15 protein-coding genes are annotated in these 17,480 nt (G+C 68.8%); all 15 read left to right on the top strand.

Annotated features, from left to right (window positions below):
* Nucleotides 1–543, top strand: a 543-nt coding sequence (locus tag VGK20_14820) for a dockerin type I domain-containing protein (protein ID HEY2775318.1), incomplete at its 5' end; no start/stop codon positions are given.
* Nucleotides 544–615: 72 nt separating this feature from the next.
* A complete protein-coding gene (locus VGK20_14815) occupies nucleotides 616–990 on the top strand; it encodes a cupin domain-containing protein (GenBank protein HEY2775317.1) in 375 nt (124 codons plus the stop codon).
* A 5-nt stretch (nucleotides 991–995) separates the two neighbouring features.
* The gene (locus VGK20_14810) at nucleotides 996–1,988 is read left to right on the top strand and encodes a GTP-binding protein (GenBank protein HEY2775316.1); all 993 of its coding nucleotides are present in this window, start codon (nucleotides 996–998) and stop codon (nucleotides 1,986–1,988) included.
* 34 nt (nucleotides 1,989–2,022) lie between these two features.
* Nucleotides 2,023–3,747 carry a type II secretion system ATPase GspE gene (gene gspE, locus VGK20_14805; GenBank protein ID HEY2775315.1) on the top strand — a complete coding sequence of 575 codons (1,725 nt, stop codon included), beginning with the start codon at nucleotides 2,023–2,025 and terminating at the stop codon, nucleotides 3,745–3,747.
* A gap of 95 nt (nucleotides 3,748–3,842) precedes the next feature.
* Nucleotides 3,843–4,796, top strand: coding sequence for a glycosyltransferase family A protein (locus tag VGK20_14800; protein HEY2775314.1), 954 nt, complete (start codon nucleotides 3,843–3,845; stop codon nucleotides 4,794–4,796).
* On the top strand, nucleotides 4,712–5,824 hold the full coding sequence (locus VGK20_14795; GenBank protein HEY2775313.1) for a glycosyltransferase family 2 protein: 1,113 nt from the start codon (nucleotides 4,712–4,714) through the stop codon (nucleotides 5,822–5,824). The genes VGK20_14800 and VGK20_14795 overlap by 85 nt, the downstream gene beginning before the upstream one ends.
* Entirely contained in the window at nucleotides 5,821–7,272 is a 1,452-nt protein-coding gene (locus VGK20_14790) for a glycosyltransferase (protein ID HEY2775312.1), read from the top strand. Before VGK20_14795 ends, VGK20_14790 begins: the two co-directional genes overlap by 4 nt.
* Complete coding sequence (locus VGK20_14785; protein HEY2775311.1) at nucleotides 7,269–8,966, top strand: alkaline phosphatase family protein; 1,698 nt, start codon at nucleotides 7,269–7,271, stop codon at nucleotides 8,964–8,966. The genes VGK20_14790 and VGK20_14785 overlap by 4 nt, the downstream gene beginning before the upstream one ends.
* 11 nt (nucleotides 8,967–8,977) lie before the next feature.
* A complete protein-coding gene (locus VGK20_14780; protein ID HEY2775310.1) occupies nucleotides 8,978–12,469 on the top strand; it encodes a DUF6077 domain-containing protein in 3,492 nt (1,163 codons plus the stop codon).
* Nucleotides 12,466–13,596 (top strand): glycosyltransferase family 4 protein, encoded by a 1,131-nt coding sequence (locus VGK20_14775; GenBank protein HEY2775309.1) that lies wholly within the window; start codon nucleotides 12,466–12,468, stop codon nucleotides 13,594–13,596. Before VGK20_14780 ends, VGK20_14775 begins: the two co-directional genes overlap by 4 nt.
* A 233-nt stretch (nucleotides 13,597–13,829) precedes the next feature.
* A complete protein-coding gene (locus VGK20_14770) occupies nucleotides 13,830–15,056 on the top strand; it encodes a type II secretion system F family protein (protein HEY2775308.1) in 1,227 nt (408 codons plus the stop codon).
* Nucleotides 15,057–15,120: 64 nt separating this feature from the next.
* Nucleotides 15,121–15,555 (top strand): type II secretion system major pseudopilin GspG, encoded by a 435-nt coding sequence (gspG, locus tag VGK20_14765; GenBank protein HEY2775307.1) that lies wholly within the window; start codon nucleotides 15,121–15,123, stop codon nucleotides 15,553–15,555.
* A gap of 52 nt (nucleotides 15,556–15,607) precedes the next feature.
* Nucleotides 15,608–16,108: a GspH/FimT family pseudopilin gene (locus tag VGK20_14760; GenBank protein ID HEY2775306.1), complete on the top strand. Its 501-nt coding sequence runs from the start codon at nucleotides 15,608–15,610 to the stop codon at nucleotides 16,106–16,108.
* A complete protein-coding gene (locus VGK20_14755) occupies nucleotides 16,109–16,534 on the top strand; it encodes a type II secretion system protein (GenBank protein ID HEY2775305.1) in 426 nt (141 codons plus the stop codon). It begins immediately after the preceding gene.
* Nucleotides 16,531–17,373, top strand: a complete 843-nt coding sequence (locus VGK20_14750) for a type II secretion system protein GspJ (protein HEY2775304.1) — start codon at nucleotides 16,531–16,533, stop codon at nucleotides 17,371–17,373. Before VGK20_14755 ends, VGK20_14750 begins: the two co-directional genes overlap by 4 nt.
* The last annotated feature ends 107 nt before the right edge of the window (nucleotides 17,374–17,480 follow it).

Below are 17,480 nucleotides of genomic sequence, written 5' to 3'. Positions count from 1 at the left end.
GGCGACGCCAACCCGTGCACGACCGACGCCTGCGACGAACAGTCCGCCGCCTGCGAGCACGACAACAATTCGCTGCCCTGCGACGACGGATTGTTCTGCACGGTCGGCGACACCTGCAGCGGCGGCGCCTGCAGCGGCGGCCCGGCGCGCGACTGCAGCGACAACAACCCGTGCACGACCGATTCGTGCAGCGAGGGCTCGCACTCGTGCGAAAACCAGAACAACATCGACCCGTGCGACGACGGCGACCCCTGCACCAGGGACGATGCCTGCCACGACGGGTCCTGCTCGGGGACCGCGATTCCCCACTGCAACCAGACGACGACTACGACGCAGGCTTGCCCGGTCTGCGGCGATGTCGACGGCGACTGCCAGATCCTCGCCAGCGACGCGCTCGCCGTGCTCAAGGCGGCGGTCGGCAGCCAGACCTGCGAGCTTTCGATCTGCGACTTCAACGGCGACGGCAAGATCACGGCGAACGACGCGCTCGCCACCCTGAAAGCCGCGGTCGGAACGGGGCCCGAGCCGAAGTGTCCCACCTGAGAGCTGGCGGCCGGCCGGCGGGGCCCGCGCCCGGCGACGCAGGGGTAGTGCAGGGGTAGTGGTGGTGAAGCAGTGGTAAAGAGCGAAGAAGCGCGGCGGCCCGTGCGTGTCGAAAAACCGTGGGGCCATGAGCTGATCTGGGCCCACAGCGGACGCTACGCGGGAAAGATCCTGTTCATCCGCGCGGGCCACGCGCTGAGCTACCAGTTCCACCGCGTCAAGGAGGAGACGATCTACGTGCTTCGCGGCACCCTGCGCGTGCACTGGTCGGACGACGATGGTCCGCCTCGCGTCGAGGATCTCGAGGCGGGTAGCGTGTTCCACGTGCCGCCGGGGCGCCGCCACCGCTTCGAGGCTACCGGTGACGTCGAGCTTCTCGAGGCTTCGACGCCCGAGCTCGACGACATCGTGCGCCTGCACGATCGCTACGACCGGGCAGGCAGCTAACGACGATGTCCTCGCCACGCGTTGCCGCGACCATCGTTACCGGCTTTCTCGGCAGCGGAAAGACGACGCTCCTTCGCGCGCTGCTGGCACGCGAAGAGGATCCTCGCCGCATTGCGCTCATCGTCAACGAAATCGGCGAGATCGGCGTCGACGGGCAGGTGCTGGCGGGCTTCGAGCACGCCGAGCGCGTCGTCGAGCTCGCTTCCGGCTGCATCTGCTGCAGCATCGACGAGTACCGCTTCGACCTTGCCGTCGACGAGCTGGTGCGCCGCGTGGACCCTCTGCTCCTCGTCATCGAGACGACGGGTGCGGCCGATCCCGGACCCGTTGCCGAGCGCCTTCGCCGCTGCGGGATCGGCGTCGACAGCATCGTCTGCGTCGTCGACGCGACGGCGTGGCGAGTAGCGGCGGCCACACGCGCCGGGCGCCGCCAGGTGGAAGCTGCCGATTTTCTCGTCGTCTCCAAATGTGACGTCGCCGCGCCTTCGCGCGTCGCGCGCGTGAAGACTTCGCTGGCGCGGCGCAATCCGCGTGCGAGCATCTGCGAGGCGGCGCCCGGCGGCCGTTTTGCCGGCGCCGAGCTGCTGCTGGCAACTTCTTCGGCGCGCGCCGCCGCGCGAGCTGCGGCCGAGGAGCCGCCTACTGCCCAGAGTCACCTCGACGAGGACGCGATCGAGTCGTTCGCGTGGAAGTCGGCCGTGCGCATCGACCGGCGCGCTTTCGAGAGCGCACTGGCCGGCCTGCCGCCGCAAGTGCTCAGGGCCAAGGGATTCCTTCACGAGGACGAAGGTCCTACCTGGTTGTTCCAGTACGTCTGCGGCCGGGTCGAGCTCTCGGTCCTCGAAGGCCCGGCCATCGGCGGCAGCGGGGCACGCGGCGTTTTCATCGGCACGGGCATCCGGTCCCAGCGCGAGCGGATCGTCGCGCTGCTGGAGCGTGCGGCGCAGCCCGACGAAGACCAGGTGCCCGGGCTGCCCGCCGCGCAGATCGCTACTTGAGCGGGGCCGCGAAGCGGGGCAGGCTAAGGCACCAATGGCAACCCAGCAGAGCGTCGACCTCGTGCGCCCGCCCGAGGGGCCGGTCGTCTCGAGCGGCCTGGATGAGGCGCTCCTGGCTTCCGGCAAGGTCTCGCCCGACGACCTGAGAAAGGTGAGGCGCTTCTCGGCCGAGAAGGGCGAGCGAATCGAGCGAATGCTCGTCGAGCTCGGCTTCCTTTCCGAGGACGACCTTCTGCCGATCCTGGCTGCCTATCACGACATGCCGATGGCGCGCGCTTCGGAGATACCGGCCGAGCCGCCGAGCCTCGAGCACGTCTCGGTCGAGTTCATGCGCTCGCTTCGCGTGCTGCCAATCTCGGTCGACAACGGGGTGCTTCGCCTGGCGATGGCCGATCCCGGCGACACCGCGACGATCGAGGTGCTCGAGCAGGTGACGGGGCTGGCCGTGCAGCCGGTCCTCGTGCGTCCCCGCGAGCTGATGGAGCGCTTCGAGGCGATCTTCGGCGAGGGCGACGGCGGCGAGGAAGGCGACAACGGCAGCATCGAGATCCTCACGCAGGACGAGGAGGACGTCGAGCACCTTCGCGACATGGCCAGCGAGGCGCCCGTCATCCGGCTCGTCAACCAGACGCTGTCGCGTGCCGTCGAGCAGCGCGCTTCGGACATCCACGTCGAGCCGTTCGAGAACGAGCTGCGCGTGCGCTACCGCATCGACGGCGTGCTGCACGACCAGGATCCGCCGCCGCGCAACCTTACGGCCGCGATCATCTCGCGCATCAAGCTGATGGCCAAGCTCAACATCGCCGAGCGGCGACTGCCGCAGGACGGGCGCATCAAGCTGCGCCTGGTCGGGCGCGAGATCGATCTTCGCGTCTCGAGCCTGCCGACGCTGTACGGCGAGAGCGTCGTGCTTCGTATCCTCGACCGATCCAGCGTCGTCGTCGATCTTTCGCGCCTCGGAATGCCGGAGGACATCCTCGGCAACTTCTCGCACATGATCTCGCAGCCGCACGGCCTGATTCTCGTCACCGGCCCGACCGGGTCCGGAAAGACGACGACGCTTTACGGCGGCCTCGACAAGATCAACTCGCCGGAGCTCAAGATCATCACGATCGAGGATCCGGTCGAGTACCAGCTTCGCGGCGTCAACCAGATCCACGTGCGATCGCAGATCGGCCTGACGTTCGCGAACGGACTCCGGTCCATCGTGCGCCAGGACCCCGACGTCATCATGGTCGGCGAGATCCGCGACGCGGAGACGGCCGAGATCGCGATCCAGGCCGCGCTGACCGGCCACCTCGTGTTCTCCACGCTGCACACCAACGATGCGGCAGGCGCGATCTCGCGCCTGCTCGACATGGGCGTCGAAGACTACCTGCTCGCCTCGTCGCTGATCGGCGTGCTGGCCCAGCGGCTCGTGCGCCGCGTCTGCGAACGCTGCCGTCACCACGTCGAGGCATCTCCCGAGTTCCTGCGCGAGCTCGGACCGCGCGGCACCAAGGCAGTCGTCGTCTACGAGTCGGCCGGCTGCAGCGAGTGCGCCGGCACCGGCTACCACGGCCGCGGCGGCATCTACGAGCTGCTGAGCTGTGACGACCAGATCCGCAACCTGATCGTCTCGCGCGCCACTGCCGACCGCATCAAGCAGGACGCCGTCGGCCGCGGCATGCGTACGCTGCGCATGGACGGATTCTGGAAAGTGGCCGACGGCACGACGACGATCGGCGAAGTCCTGCGTGTGACCCAGGACCAGTACTGATGGCGGCCTCGAGGCCGCCAGCACGGATGGCGGCCGCGCGGCCGCCGCGTGCACCGGCGGGCTGATCCGCCTCCTCGATCCGACGGATACCCACCATGGCCTGCGTTGCCGTCATTCCCGCCCGCCGCGGCGAAAAAACCATCGGCGCCACGCTCGAGGCGCTGCGCCTCGGCAACGCCGATTTCGTCTCGCGCGTGCTCGTCGTCACGAGCCGCGACGATCCGACCGCCGCTGTCGTGCGCGCGTGGGTGCACCGCGACGCGAAGGTCGAGCTGGTCGAGAGTGACCACGCGATGACGGCGGGCGCTGCGCGAAACCGCGGGCGCGACGCGGCGCGGGCCCGCCTCCCGCATGCAAGTGATGGCCTTGCGGACGAGCTGTTGCTGTTCGTCGATGCCGACTGCCGCCTCGAGGCCGGCGGCGCTGCGGCGATGGCAGGCGAGCTCGCCCGTCGCGGTGCTGCAGCGCTCAGCGCGAGGGTAGCGTGCTGCGGCGGGGCCATCGCGCGCGCCCGTCACCTCCTCGAATTCAAGGAAGCTGCCTCCAGGAGGCCGCCGCCGCCGTCGTGGCTCCCGCCGTCGACGACGCTGCTCTGCCGCGCCGACGCGTTCGACCGCGCCGCGGGATTCCCCGACCTCTGGCCTGGGGAGGACCTCGTGTTTTCGCAGGTGCTTCGCAGCTTCGGTCTTGCCGTGCTGCGAAGCGACACCGCTTCGACGCTGCACGAGCATCCGCGCGGGGTCGCCCGGATGATGCGGCACCAGGTTCGACTCGGCGCCACGGCCGCGATTGCGCGAAAGCGCGTGGCGATGCCGGGCTCTGCGTTCGCCGCCAGTCGCGTGGCGGCGCTGCTGCTTCTGCCCGGGAGGCTCTGGCGGCTTGCGCAGTGGCAGGCAGGCGAGGGCGCCGCTGCGATGATCGAGGCCGTGCTGCTTGCGCCGTTGTTGGTCGCGGGTCTTGCCGCGTGGACGGCAGGGTTCGTGTCCGAATCCGGCGGCGCGCGGCCGCGTACCGCGGCGACAGCGGTGCGGGAGACGCAAGTCGCGTGACGAGCGCTGCCGCAACGGCGTCTTCGGACGCGAGCGTTCTCGAACCCGCCGACGCTACCGCGACAGCACGCGAAGCGGATCCGGCGGCGTGCTACGATTTTTGTAGCGCTACAAAAACTGTAGCGCGCTCCGGCAGTTCCGGTCGCGTTGCGGCGGTCGTGCCGGTTTTTCGCGGCGCCGCATTCCTCGACGACTGCCTCGACGCGTTGCTCGCGACGGCCCCCGGCATCGACGTTCTCGTCGTCGACGACGGCAGCGACGACGACAGCGCCTGCATCGCCGCGCGACGGGCACGGCGGTCCGAGGGCCGAGTGCGCATTCTGCCGCTCGCGCGGAATCGTGGATTTGCGGGGGCAGTCCGCTGCGGCGTCGACCTGCTTCTCGCCGAAGACGATCCGCCGTCGGTGCTCGTGTTCGTCAACCAGGACTGCGTCGTCGGCGAAGGATGGCTCGCGCCACTGGTCGCTGCGCTCGAGGATCCTTCGGTTGCGGTGGCCGGCGCCCGCCTTCTCGATGCGGACGGGATCACGCTGCAGCACGCGGGCGCGCGTATTGCGGCCAACGGCCTGACCTCCCACATCGGCCGCGGCAGCCGCGACGGCGCGGCATTCCGCCAAACTGCCGATGTCGACTACGTCTGCGGCGCGCTGATGGCGCTGCGCAGCCGGACGTGGCGGCTTCTCGGCGGCTTCGACGAGAGATTCGCCCCTGCGTACTACGAGGAAGTCGATCTGTGCCTGCGTGCAGCAGCCAGGGGCCTGCGCAGCGTCTACGTTTCCGGGAGCAATGCGCGCCACGCCGAAGCATCCGTGGCGGGGGCCGGGTCGGCGGCGTATCTTGCCATGTACCACCGCAGTCGCATGCGGCTGGTCGCACGGCACCTGTTCGGACTTCGCTGGCTCGGCGCCGAACTCGCGTGGCTCGGATCGCTGCGCAGCTGGGCGCAGGCGAGGCCGGCGCTGGCGGCCTACCGTCAACTTCCGTCGCTGCTCGCGGAGCGGCGCGCCGAGGTCGGGGTAGCGTCGTGAGCCGCATCCTCGTCGTCGGCATGGGTGTGCCGGCCGTGGTTGCGTCCAGGCGCCATGCAGGACCCGGCCTTCGCTCGGCACATTTTGCGTCGGCGCTTGCGGGCGCGGGTCACGACGTGCTGCTCGTTTGCGTGCTCGATGAGGACCAGGCTCCGCCGCCATGCAGCGGCAACCGCCCCGGCCTCACGATCGAGTTCACGCACGAGAAGGAGCTGCTCGACGCTGCGCTGCGTCGTCGCATCGATGCGTTCGCTCCCGACGGCGTCGTCGGTGTCACCGTGTACGCGGCTGCGCTCGCGTGTCGCCTGCGCCTGGACGCGCCGCTTTGGGCCGACGTGTTCGGCGACATCATGGCCGAGGCCCAGGCCAAGGCCGCGCGCGCCGGCAGTGACTGGAGCATCGTGCATTTCTGGACCCTGTTCGAAGCGGTCCTCGAGAGGGCCGACCGTTTCTCCGCAGTCTGCGCTCCCCAGGCCCACGCGCTGACGGGCCAGCTCGGCCTTGCCGGACGCCTGTCGGCGAGAACGGCCGGTGAGCAGCTCGTCGCGACCATTCCCTGCTGTGTGGATCCCGTTCAGGTAACCGAAGACCGGTCCACCGCGCGCGCCCGCCTCGGATTCGACGACGGGGATTTCGTCTTGCTGTTGTCCGGCGGCGTCAACACGTGGTGTGACGTCGAGACGCTCTGCGATGCCCTTGCCGAAGCGATGCAGCGGGAAAAGCGGCTTCGCGTCGTCATGACCGGCGGCGCAATTCCGGGGCACGACGAAGCGAGCAGCGGCGCTTTGCTGTCGCGCCTGGCGGCTCTCGAGCCGTCGCGCGTTCGCGTGCTCGGATGGGTGGAGTCCGAGCGCCTCGCGGGGATCTACGCAGCGTGCGATGTCGCGTTGCACATCGAGCTGCCGCTGTACGAGCGCACGCTTGGCGCCGAGAACCGCGTGATCGAGTGGCTGGCCCACGGCCTCACCTGCATCACCACCGCGCTCAGCGAGACGGGCCGCGGGCTCGCTTGCGATGGCCTCGTTCTCGAAGTTCCCGCCGGCGACGGCGCGGCGCTCGCCGCGATGCTTGCGTCCGCGCCCGCACGTCAAGGCGAAATCTCGCGAATGGGACTGCGCGGCCGCGCCTGGGTGCACGAGGCGCGCGATCCAGTGCGCGCCGCTGCGCCTTTGCTCGAGTGGTGCGACTCGCCGGTTGCTGCAAGAGATCGCCACGGCGCGAGGCTGGTGCGCCTCGGCCTGGTATCCCAGCCGCAGACGAGCATCGAGATGCTCGAAGCGTACGTCGCGGCCCTGCCCACCGCCGAGCTGCTGCGCCGCGGCGCGCGCTGGATGCTGAGGCGCATCGGCGAAGCGCTGCGGGCCTGCGCGCCGCGGGTCTCGGGCCGCCGCAGTGCTGCCCAAAGCAGCGAGCGCTTCACACCGCGACCGCCGCGCGAAGCGGCATGAGCACCGCCAGACCTCGCAGCCGCGTGCTCGTCATCGGTCTGGACGGCGCGCCGTTCGACCTGCTTTCGCGCTGGGCCGCTGCCGGGCACCTTCGGACGATCGCGCGCCTTCTGGAGCGCGGAGCCGGCGGACCGTTGCAGTCGACGATGCCGCCGACATCGGGCCCGGCGTGGACGTCGTTTGCGACCGGCATGAACCCGGGCCGAACCGGCGTCTACGATTTCCTGTATCGGCGCCCGGGCAGCTACTTGTTCCCGCCGGTCAACGCGAGCATGCGGAGCGGGCGCACGCTGTGGCGGCTGCTGAGCGACGCGGGACTGACGGTCGGCGTCGTCAACGTCCCGATCACGTATCCGGTCGAGCCCGTGCGCGGCAGTTTCGTCAGCGGCTGGATGACACCGTATTTCGCGAAGGACTACACGTATCCGCTGTCGCTGGCGGCGGAGATCGAAGCGAAGGTCGGCGACTACCGCATCTATCCGTCCGAGACGTTTTCCGAGCGCGGCGCGCGCGCGTTCTTCGATGCCAGCGACGAGCTGCTCGACCTGCTGACGCGCACGACGCTGCTGCTGATGGACCGGGATGACTGGGACTTCTTCATGACGGTCTACTTCGACGTCGACCGCATCCTGCACCAGCTCTGGCATGCGCTCGATGAAGGACACCCGTGGCGCCGCCGAAGGGGCGGGGCGGCAGCGGGCAGGCACGAAGCGGCGGTGCTGCGCTGGTTCCGCCGTCTCGACGACGACATCGCCAAGGTCATCGCAAAGGCCGGCGAGGACGCGACGGTCATCCTGATGAGCGACCACGGGATGGGCCGGGCGTCGCGATTCGTCGTGCTGAACAACCTGCTGGTCGAGCTCGGACATCTTCGCCTGGCATCGGACGGCGTGACACGCCTGAAATCCCTCGCGCTTCGCTCGGGCCTGAGCCTGCGCAACGTGCACCGCATCGTCGACGGCCTCGGCATCGCCAAGCACGCCGAGTACAAAAACGTGTATTCGATGGACGCGCTGCTGAAGCGCTTCTTCCTTTCGTTCCACAACGTGGACTGGGAGAAAAGCCGCGCGTATTCGTTCGGGCGCCACTACGGCTCCCTGTTCCTCAACGTGCGCGGCCGCGAGCCGCGCGGCATCGTCGAGCGCGGCGCCGAGTACGAAAGAACCCGCGACGAAATCGCTGCTTCGCTGCTGGCATGGAAGGATCCCGAGCTCGGCCGGCCTCTTGTCGCCAAAGCGCTTCGGCGCGAGGAGATCTGGCACGGCGGCCGCCTCGACGAGGCGCCGGACCTCGTTCTTTTGCCCGAGGACGACAGCGACATCTTCTACGGACTTTCCGATTTCGGATCGGCAAGGATCTGGGACGAAACCTACCGCTACTCCGGCATGCACCGTGACAACGGAACGTTCGTGGCGGCCGGCCCGCTGGTGCGCGGCGGGGCCCTGCCGCCGCAGGCGTCCATCATCGACCTGGCGCCGACGATCCTTTACCTGCTCGACCAGGAAATTCCCGAAGACATGGACGGGCGTGTGATCGGGGAAATTCTCGATCCCGGGCTGCTGGCCTCGCGTCCCGTTCGTCGCAGCGCGGCCTCGGGCGACGACCAGCGCCCCGGCGGCGCTGCCCACGAGTATTCCGCCGAAGAGGAAGCCGCGGTGATGCAGAGACTGCGCGATCTCGGCTACCTCAACTGACGCGGGTCGCGGTGCTCGCTCTCGCCGTCATCGTCGCGCTGCTGTGGGTGCCGGGCTTCACGCTCCGGCGCGGGTTCTCGCCGGAACGCTTCTCTCGCGGCTGGGGCAGTGGCGCTCTTGCGGTGGACGCGAGCCTGTCGATCGCGTTCGCGTCGGTTGTGCTGCTGCCGCTGTACCTTGCGCGCGCGCCGGTTGTGCTCGCGCCGGCGCTGCTCGGCGCGGCGCTCGTCTGTCTTGTCGTTGCTGCGTTCGTGCGTGCGCGCCGTCGCGGCGTAAGTCGCGCAGCATTGGTCGAATACGAAGAGCCACGCCGGCGGCACGAGCACGGCGAAATTTCCGGGGAACACGGCATTTCCGGCCTCGAAGCTGCAGCATTCGTGTTTGCCGCTGCGCTGCTCGTCGTGCCGACGCTGATCTACAGCGGCGCCAACGTCGACGACTGGTGGGACCTCTCGTTCGTGCAGGGCTGGATCGCGTCGGGACACTTCGGCTTCTCGCAGATGGCGCTCGGTGCGGACCCGGCAACCGGCGACTCGCTCGTGCATCCGCGCTTCCTGTGGAGCGCCTGGCTGATGCTCCAGAGCGTCGTCGTGAGCATCTGCGGTGGGAAGGCGTGGCAGATCCAGGCCGGGCCGCTGGCAGCGGCCTGCATCGTGCTCGTCGTCTCTGCGCAGGCGGCGCTTGCGCGCGCGATCTTTCGCCCGATGCCTCGCGCATCGCTGCTCGTCGCTGCCGCGGTGGCGCTGTCGCCGGCTTGGATCTGGGGCACCGAAGACCTGCCGCTGCTGGTGCGCGGTTACCAGGACAAGCTGTTCGCCGGTTTCGTGCTCGCACCGGTCCTCGTCGCGCTCGTCATCGACGCGGCGCGCCGGGACGGTGAGGAAGGCGACGACGGCGTCGGCGAAGCGGTGATCGTCGCAGCGGCGTCGGCAGCAACGGCCTCGGTACACAGCCTGCTGCTGGCGATGGCGCTGTTTGCTTCGGGCATCGCAGTAGCGGTGCTGCGCGGGCGCACGCTGCTGGTGTGGGTGCGCAGGCGCTGGTTGCTGGTCGCAGGAATGCTCGCGCCGGCTCTCTACCCGATCGGCCAGGCGCTCGCGCTGGCGCTGACTTTCGGCGACGAAGGCATCTCGCTTGCCGCGCCGGACAACCCGGTGGTGCGCGCCCATCTTTCGCTCAATCGCATCGTGGCCAGCTCCTCGGCCGCATGGGTCGTGCATCCCGGCGCGGTGTTCGGCCTGGTGGCGCTGCCGGCCCTGCTCGCCGTCGCGATCGCCGTCGTGCGACGAAAGCGTGACGCGGGCGCGCCGCTGTTGCTCGCGCTCACGCTCGTTCCTTGCGCGCTCCTTTTCGTACCCGGCGTCGCGAGCATTGCCGGAAAGGTGTTCGTGCCGTGGATGCTGTACCGCCTCGGATGGTTCGTCCCCGTGCCGGCGCTTCTTGCGTACGCGCTGGTGTGGCTCGCGTGCGACTCTTCCGTCGCAGGGGGCCGTCGCGCGGTCGTCGCTGCTGCGTTCGCCGGTCTCGTCGTCGTCCTTGCGTACTCGACCGCCGCCGATCGCGTTCGCCGCGGTGTCAGCGAGCATCCGCCGGCTTTGCCCGGCGCGCCGCAAGGAGCCGCCGCCGAGGTGTACGACAGTCTTGCCGCGCACGCGGGGCGCGACGTCGTGCTTGCGCCGCCGAATTTTTCCGAGCTGGTCCCGGCACTGACCGGCAAGCCCGTCGTTGCGTTTCCCGAGCGCGGTTCCCTCGTGTTTTCGACCGGCGAGGTGCGCGCCTACGAAAGACTGCGCGACCGCGCGACGTTCTATGCGGCGTCGACCCCACCTTCAGTGCGCGACGACGTGGCGGCGCGCTACGGCGTGCGCTGGGCCGTGCTGCCGCGGCGGCTGGTTGCCGCCGGCGCCGAAGCGGGCTGGATCTGGCGTTTCGGGCCGGAGGCGCTGCTGGCGGCCCGGGTTGCAGACGACCACGCCGCGCGCGGTCGGTGCACGGCCGGCGCCTGCGCCGGCTGGTGGAGCGCGACGCGCGAAGGAGTCGGCGCCGGCCTTGCCGGCAACTGGAGCGTCGTGCTCGAGAACCGCGACTACTTCATCGTCGAGCGCTCCATCCCGAACCGAAGCAGCGATGCGCAGCCCGAAGCCACGCTGACGGCGACTGGCAGGTCGGACGCGGCGTCAGACGCCGCGTCAAAGCGCGAGGCCCGCGACCAGCCGCAGTCCGGTTCCTCTTCGCATGCCGACGCGCCCGGCGCACGCTGGCTTGTGCCTTTTCCCGTCGATGGCAGTGCGTCTTCTGCCGAACGCGGCGACGTTCTTGCGACCGTCACCGGCACACCAGGAGCCGACGTTCGCTACGATCCGCCGCCCCAGTTCGTGCAGCCGGTGGTCACGCCGATCTGGCTCGACGGTCCGCGCGCGTGGGAAGACACGCCGGCGGACGTCACGATCCACGTGGACATCGGCGTGCCGTGCCGCGTCTCGGCGGTGTCGCTGATTCCGCATCTTCCGAGGGATCGCCGCGAGATTTTCGAAGTGCGGGTAGGCGGGGATGCCGTGGCGGTAGCGGCTCGTCACGGCGAGCCGATCGTGCTGGCGCTTTCGGATGCGCCGCCTCGCGCTGCCGTCGACGTGCACGTGCGTTCTCTTCTCGGAACCGCGGTGTCGCTGTCGGACCTGCGCCTGCTCGGCGACCACACGCAATGCACGGGAATGTGGCCTGTGCGCGCGACGGCGCGATCGGCGCAGATGCAGCCGGACGACGACGCGCTGCTGGCCCTGGCCGCGGCGGAGCCGTCGAGCGGCCGCGCGCTGGTCTCGCTCGCACGGCGCGCCAATGATGCCAAACGAGCGCAGGCCGGCATCGAGCTGCTGCGCGAAGCGGTCGCGCGCGAGCCGGCGCTCGTCGAAGGCTGGCTCGAGCTGGGTTTCGCCGAGCAGGCCGTCGCGGAGCAGGCTGTCGCCGAGCAAGCGACCGCCGGACAGGCGGTGGCCGAGCAAGCGACCGCCGGACAGGCGGTCGCCAGAAGGCAAACCGACAGCGCTGCAGCGGCCGCGGCGCGCGCGCGGGCACTGCAGGCATTTCGCAGCGCCGTGCACGCCGACACGCACAGCGCATGGGCCCAGGGCTGCCTCGCGTGGGCCTACCGTCTCGGCGGCCACGCACCGCTGGCGCTGTGGCACGCCGCGGCCGCTGCCCAGCTCGATCCGCTGTACGGCGATGCGTGGACGATCGCCGGCTATGCGCTCGGCGATCTTCGCCTGTACTCGCTCGCCGATCGCGCGCTCGACGTTGCCGAACGCGAAGACCCGTCGCGCAACTGGCCGTCGATTGCCAGGGCCGACGTGGCCGTGCGTCGCGGCGACGTCGACGGCGCGCGAGCGGCGCTGCGCACCTGGATCCATTCGCATCCGTTCGACCAGGCCGTTCGCGCGAAGCTTTCCGTTCTCAACGCGAAGAAGAGCGAGAGCGCCGGCGCGAGCGCGGGTCCGGTCGCGCAATGAGCGTGCTCGAGCAGGCCGAAGTCCTCGTCGTCGGGCCGGCTCCGCCGCTTCGTGGAGGAATCGCGGCGCACACGCGCGGCCTGGTCGAGTACCTGCGCGCGACCGGAACAGAGGCCGCCGCCGCCTCGTGGTCCAGGCTCTATCCGTCGCTCGCATTTCCCGGCCGCAGCGAGCGCGGCAGCGGGGCGCGGCCGTCATGGTGCGACGAAAGGCTTTCGATCGCGTCTCCGCGCACGTGGACATCGCTCGGTCACCTCCTGGCCGCGTCGCGCGCGACAGTGATTGTGCAGTGGTGGCACCCGGTGTCGGCTCCGGCCCTGCTGGCGGCGACGCGCCGGGTGGCGCCCGAGCGCCTCGTCGCCGTCTGCCACAACGTCCTGCCCCACGAGCCGGTGCCGCTGGCCGCCGAGGCGGCGCGGCGACTGCTCGGCCGCTGCGGCGTCGTGCTGTGTCACAGCAGTGCCGAGGCAGAGGTCGCCTCGCGGCTGCTGGCGCCAAAGGCGTGCCGCGTCGTGAGCGCTCCACTGCCGTGCCTGATTCCGGCCGAATCCGTCGCGTGCGCCGCCGCGAGCCGTAAGTCCGCGCGCATCTTCTTGGTGCCCGGGCACCAGCGGCCCTACAAGAACATCGCGGGCGTCGAGAGGGCGTGGAGCGCGGCGCGGCGTCCGCCAGAGGCCCGCCTCGTGATCGCGGGCGAGAGCTACCTCAAGGGGACAAAGCGCCGGGAAGTCGAAAAACTTGCGGCAGACGACCGATCGATAATCCTGCAAGACCAGTATCTTGACGACAATTCCCTAATGTCGATTCTTGCTTCTGCCGAAGCGCTTGTTGCCTGGCACCGGACGTCCTCCCAGAGCGGATTCCTGCCGTTGGCGGCGGCCCTTGGTCTGCCGGCGATCGTCAGCGACGCCGGCGGGCTGCCCGAACAGGCACGCGCGCTGCCGGACAGCGACGTGGTTCCTGCCGGTGACGAGGCTGCGCTGGCGACGGTATTCGAGGCCCGGCTGGCCATACCGGCCGACCGCGACGAGGCGGCCAGGACCGCAGCGCTGCGCCAGCTCCCGGTGCGCATTGCCCGCTCCTGGCAACTCGTCGTTGAAGCAATCGGTGAGCCCCTTCGTCGGTAAGCCCGCATCCGGGTCGAGCCGCAGCGCGCGGGTTCGTCGGCCGAGGTTGCAAGCTTGCGCAGATCGTAAGCCGCCGGGCAGGACGCCGGCGAAGAGGCCGATGGCGCGGCGAGCGCAGGGACAGACCGGGCCCGCGTGGCCAGGCGAAAAGGTGCCGTATATGATGCCGCACCCGGTGCGGGCAGGACCGCGCCTGCGGGCGCGGACGCATTAGGCGGACGAGAATCGACAAAGTGGCAGCGTACGCATACCGGGCATCGACCCGCGAGGGCAGGGTCATCGAGGGTAGCATGGAAGCTGCCGGCGAAGCTGCGGTCGTCACTTCGCTGAGGGCCCAGGGCTACCTGCCGCTGTCGGTCACTGCCGGCGCGGGAGGCCGCCGCGCGTTGTCGCTCAAATTCGAGCTGCCGTGGAAGCGCGCCGCGCGCGTGCGCAGCCGCGACCTGATGATCTTCACGCGCGAGCTGGCCACGCTGCTGCACGCGGGCATGCCGCTGGATCGCAGCCTGGCCAGCCTCGGGACGCTTACCGAGAACTCGACGCTCAAGCGCATCATCGGCACCGTGCTCGCCAGGGTGCAGGAGGGACGATCACTGTCCCAGGCGGTGGGAGAGCATCCGGCAGTATTTCCCCCGCTGTACATCAACATGATCCGCGCCGGCGAGGTCGGCGGCTTCGTCGAAACCGTGCTCGAGCGTCTGGCCGAATACCTCGAGAGCAGCGAGAAGACGCGCTCCGAGATTACATCCGCGATGGTCTACCCGATCATCCTCGTCGTATTTTCCGGCGGCGCCATCATCATCATGCTGACGTTCGTGCTGCCGAAATTCGCGACCGTGTTCGAGGAATCCGGATCGGCAATGCCGACGCCGACCCGCCTCGTGATGGCCACGAGCGACTTCCTGCTCGCATACTGGTGGGCGATCCTCGCCGCTGCCGCGGCGATCCGGTTGGGCGTGCGTCGCTGGCTCGCGACGAAAAACGGGCGCGAACGATACGACCGTTTCCTGCTGCGCGCCCCGGTGATCGGCGACCTGGTCACCAAGCTCCAGGTGGCGCGCTTCGCACGCACGCTCGGAACCATGCTCAAGAGCGGAGTTCCGCTGATCCAGGCCCTCGAGATCGTGCGCGCGGTGGTCGCAAACACCGTGATCTCCGGGGCCCTGGCGGTCGTGCAGCGCGAGATCAGCGAGGGAAAAGGGCTTTCCGGTCCGCTGGAAAAGTCGAATGTCTTTCCGCCGCTTGCGGTGCAGATGGTCGCCGTCGGCGAGGAGACCGGCCGCCTCGACGAGATGCTGCTGATGGTGAGCGGACACTACGACGGAGAGGTGACCCACGCCATTGCGCGTGCGATGGCGCTGCTCAGTCCGATCGTCCTGCTCGTGATGGGCCTCGTCACCGGATTCATCATCTACGCGATGGTCTCGGCGGTATTCAGCCTCAACGAAATGGTCAAGTAGCAGATCGTCCGCATCGCACGAGCGTTTGCGCAGGACCGCTGCGTTTACAGGAGAGTGAAGGTACATGAAGGAAAGAAAGGGCGACACGAGCGACCGCGGCCAGCGCGGCTTCACGCTGATCGAGCTGCTGATGGTCATGGTGATCCTGGGCCTGCTGGCCGCGGTGGTGGGTCCGAACATCTTCCGGCAGGCCGTCTCGGCCCGAATAAAGACGACCAAGCTGCAGATCGCCGAGATCGTGCAGGCTCTGGATCACCTGGCGCTGGACACGGGCCGCTATCCCTCGGACGGCGAGGGTCTCGGTGCGCTGATGACTCAGCCGTCCGACATGGAACAGTGGGATGGCCCGTACATGAAGCGGCTGCCGAAAGACGCGTGGAACCATGAGTTCATCTACCACCTGGGCGGCGGCCGAGACGCCAGCAGCCCCTACGTGGTCATCAGTGGTGGTGCGGATGGGCGCGAGGGAGGCGGCGACGACATCAGCAGCGCCGAGTGAGACCGTGGCCGGCCTCCATCCTCGTGCGTCGCGTCCGGCATGGCGCGGCCGGGTGATCCCCGCAGCGCATTCGCAACGGTCCGCGCCTGGCACCCGCCGCGGCGAGCGGGGATTCACGCTGATCGAGCTGATTCTCGTGATGGTCATCATCGGCGTCATCGCATCGATGTCGATTCCCATGGTGCAGGCCGGCATGCGCCAAAGCGCCGTTCGAAGCTCGGTCCGCGCGTTCATCTCGGCAACCCGCCAGGCCTCGGCGCAGGCGGTTTCCACCCGCAAGCCCACGGCCCTGATCGTCTATCCGCACGATGGGACCTTCACGGTCGAAGGAAGCAAGGAGAAGCCATACGAGTTGCCGCCGTTTGCGCAGTTCGGCGAGATCGTCGGCGGCGTTGCGGCCGAAGCGGACGACGAGGTCCGCTTCGAGTTCTTTCCGACGGGCTCATCGTCCGGCGGCAGCGTTCAGATCGATTTTACGCCCGGGGATCGTCGTCAATCGTACAGGCTGGTACTCGATCCGCTGATCGGTCGAGTCAAGATCGAAGAAAACTAGATGAGAGCAGAGCGCGGCTTTACGATGCTGGAAGTCATGATCGCCACGGCGATCATGGCGTCCGCCATTGTCGCCGTCCTGGAGCTCTTCGGCGGAAGTCTGCGCCTGGCCGGGGATGCCGGGCACCAGAGCCAGGCCCTCGTGCTGGCGCGCGCGCTCGTCGACGAGGAGATGTGGCGCGACAAGCTGCAGGACGGGCAGCGCCAGGGAGTCGAGGGCCAGTTTTCGTGGACGGTGGTTACGCATCCGACCGATCGGGAACTGGTCGGTCGCGATGAGAACCAGGACGAGACGCACTCGCTCGCCGGCGATTTCGGGCTGTGGGAGATCGACGCGGACGTGACGTGGCAGACTCCACTCGGCGAGAAATCGATCCACCTGCAGACCGCGCGCATGGGGCAGCGCCCCGACCAGGACATGCAGTGAAGCTTGCACGCGAGAGCGGATTCACCCTGCTCGAGCTCATCGTGGCGATGTCGGTGTTCACACTGATCGGAATCGGGCTCTACGGCGTGCTCGTGCTCGGTGCCAAGACGGCCGGCTCCGGCGAGCGCATTACCGAGCAGGCGCGCCGCTATCGCATCGCGAACGAGGTGCTCGCGCGGCAGATCGCCGCTGCCGCCCCGATCCAGCTTCCGAAGCCGAAAGACCAGGGCGACGACGAGCTGGGTGAGGACGACGACGACAGTGCCCAGACCAGCGAGCCGTTTTTCTTCGGCAGGTCCGACACCGTCGAGTTCGTCACCAATGCGCCGCAGAGGCCCGATGCCAGCGGCCTTGCCATCGTCAGCTACTGGATGGAGGACGGGGAGCTGAAGATGTCGGAGAAGCCGGCCTTCACCGCGTTTGCCGGCGGCAAGAAGAAGCTCGATCGCAAGAACGACGAGATGCCGGGGCTCACCACGACGTTGCTTTACGACGTTGCTTCGGTGACGTTCGCATACCAGAGGGAGAGCGATAGCGACGAGTGGCTGGACACCTGGGATGCCACCGACGAGGACAAGTTGCCGGCGTGCGTGCGCATCGATGTGAAGCCGTCTGCAGTCGACGGACCGGATTTCTACCACGAGATCCCGGTGATGGTCGGCACCTTCAACCAGATTGCGGACGTGGACGAGGATTTCCGCGTCCGCCGGGCAGGGCGCAAGCAGGCGGCGGCGAGCGACCAGAGCTCCAGCCCGAACCAGCGAAAAGCCGGACGCAACAATCCGACCAGCGAGCCGGCGTCGCCTCCGTCGACCGCTGATCCCGACCCGGGAGAATGAGCCGCTGGAGTAGCCACAGCGGGGCTGAAATTCCCACAGAAGGAGAACCCATGACCGCAGAGATGGAAATCGTGGAAGACGTCGAGCTTACGGCTCCGATTTTCGGC

Source organism: Candidatus Binatia bacterium (assembly GCA_036493895.1).
Lineage (GTDB): Bacteria > Desulfobacterota > Binatia > UBA1149 > CAITLU01 > DATNBU01.
Note: the sequence above shows the minus strand (reverse complement) of the source record. Positions and strands in the feature narration are given on the sequence as shown.

Coding starts and splice junctions, on each gene's coding strand:
- VGK20_14810 (HEY2775316.1), top strand. CDS start 996: ATGTCCTCGCCACGCGTTGCCGCGACCATCGTTACCGGCTTTCTCGGC.
- gspE (HEY2775315.1), top strand. CDS start 2,023: ATGGCAACCCAGCAGAGCGTCGACCTCGTGCGCCCGCCCGAGGGGCCG.
- VGK20_14800 (HEY2775314.1), top strand. CDS start 3,843: ATGGCCTGCGTTGCCGTCATTCCCGCCCGCCGCGGCGAAAAAACCATC.
- VGK20_14785 (HEY2775311.1), top strand. CDS start 7,269: ATGAGCACCGCCAGACCTCGCAGCCGCGTGCTCGTCATCGGTCTGGAC.
- VGK20_14775 (HEY2775309.1), top strand. CDS start 12,466: ATGAGCGTGCTCGAGCAGGCCGAAGTCCTCGTCGTCGGGCCGGCTCCG.
- gspG (HEY2775307.1), top strand. CDS start 15,121: ATGAAGGAAAGAAAGGGCGACACGAGCGACCGCGGCCAGCGCGGCTTC.
- VGK20_14755 (HEY2775305.1), top strand. CDS start 16,109: ATGAGAGCAGAGCGCGGCTTTACGATGCTGGAAGTCATGATCGCCACG.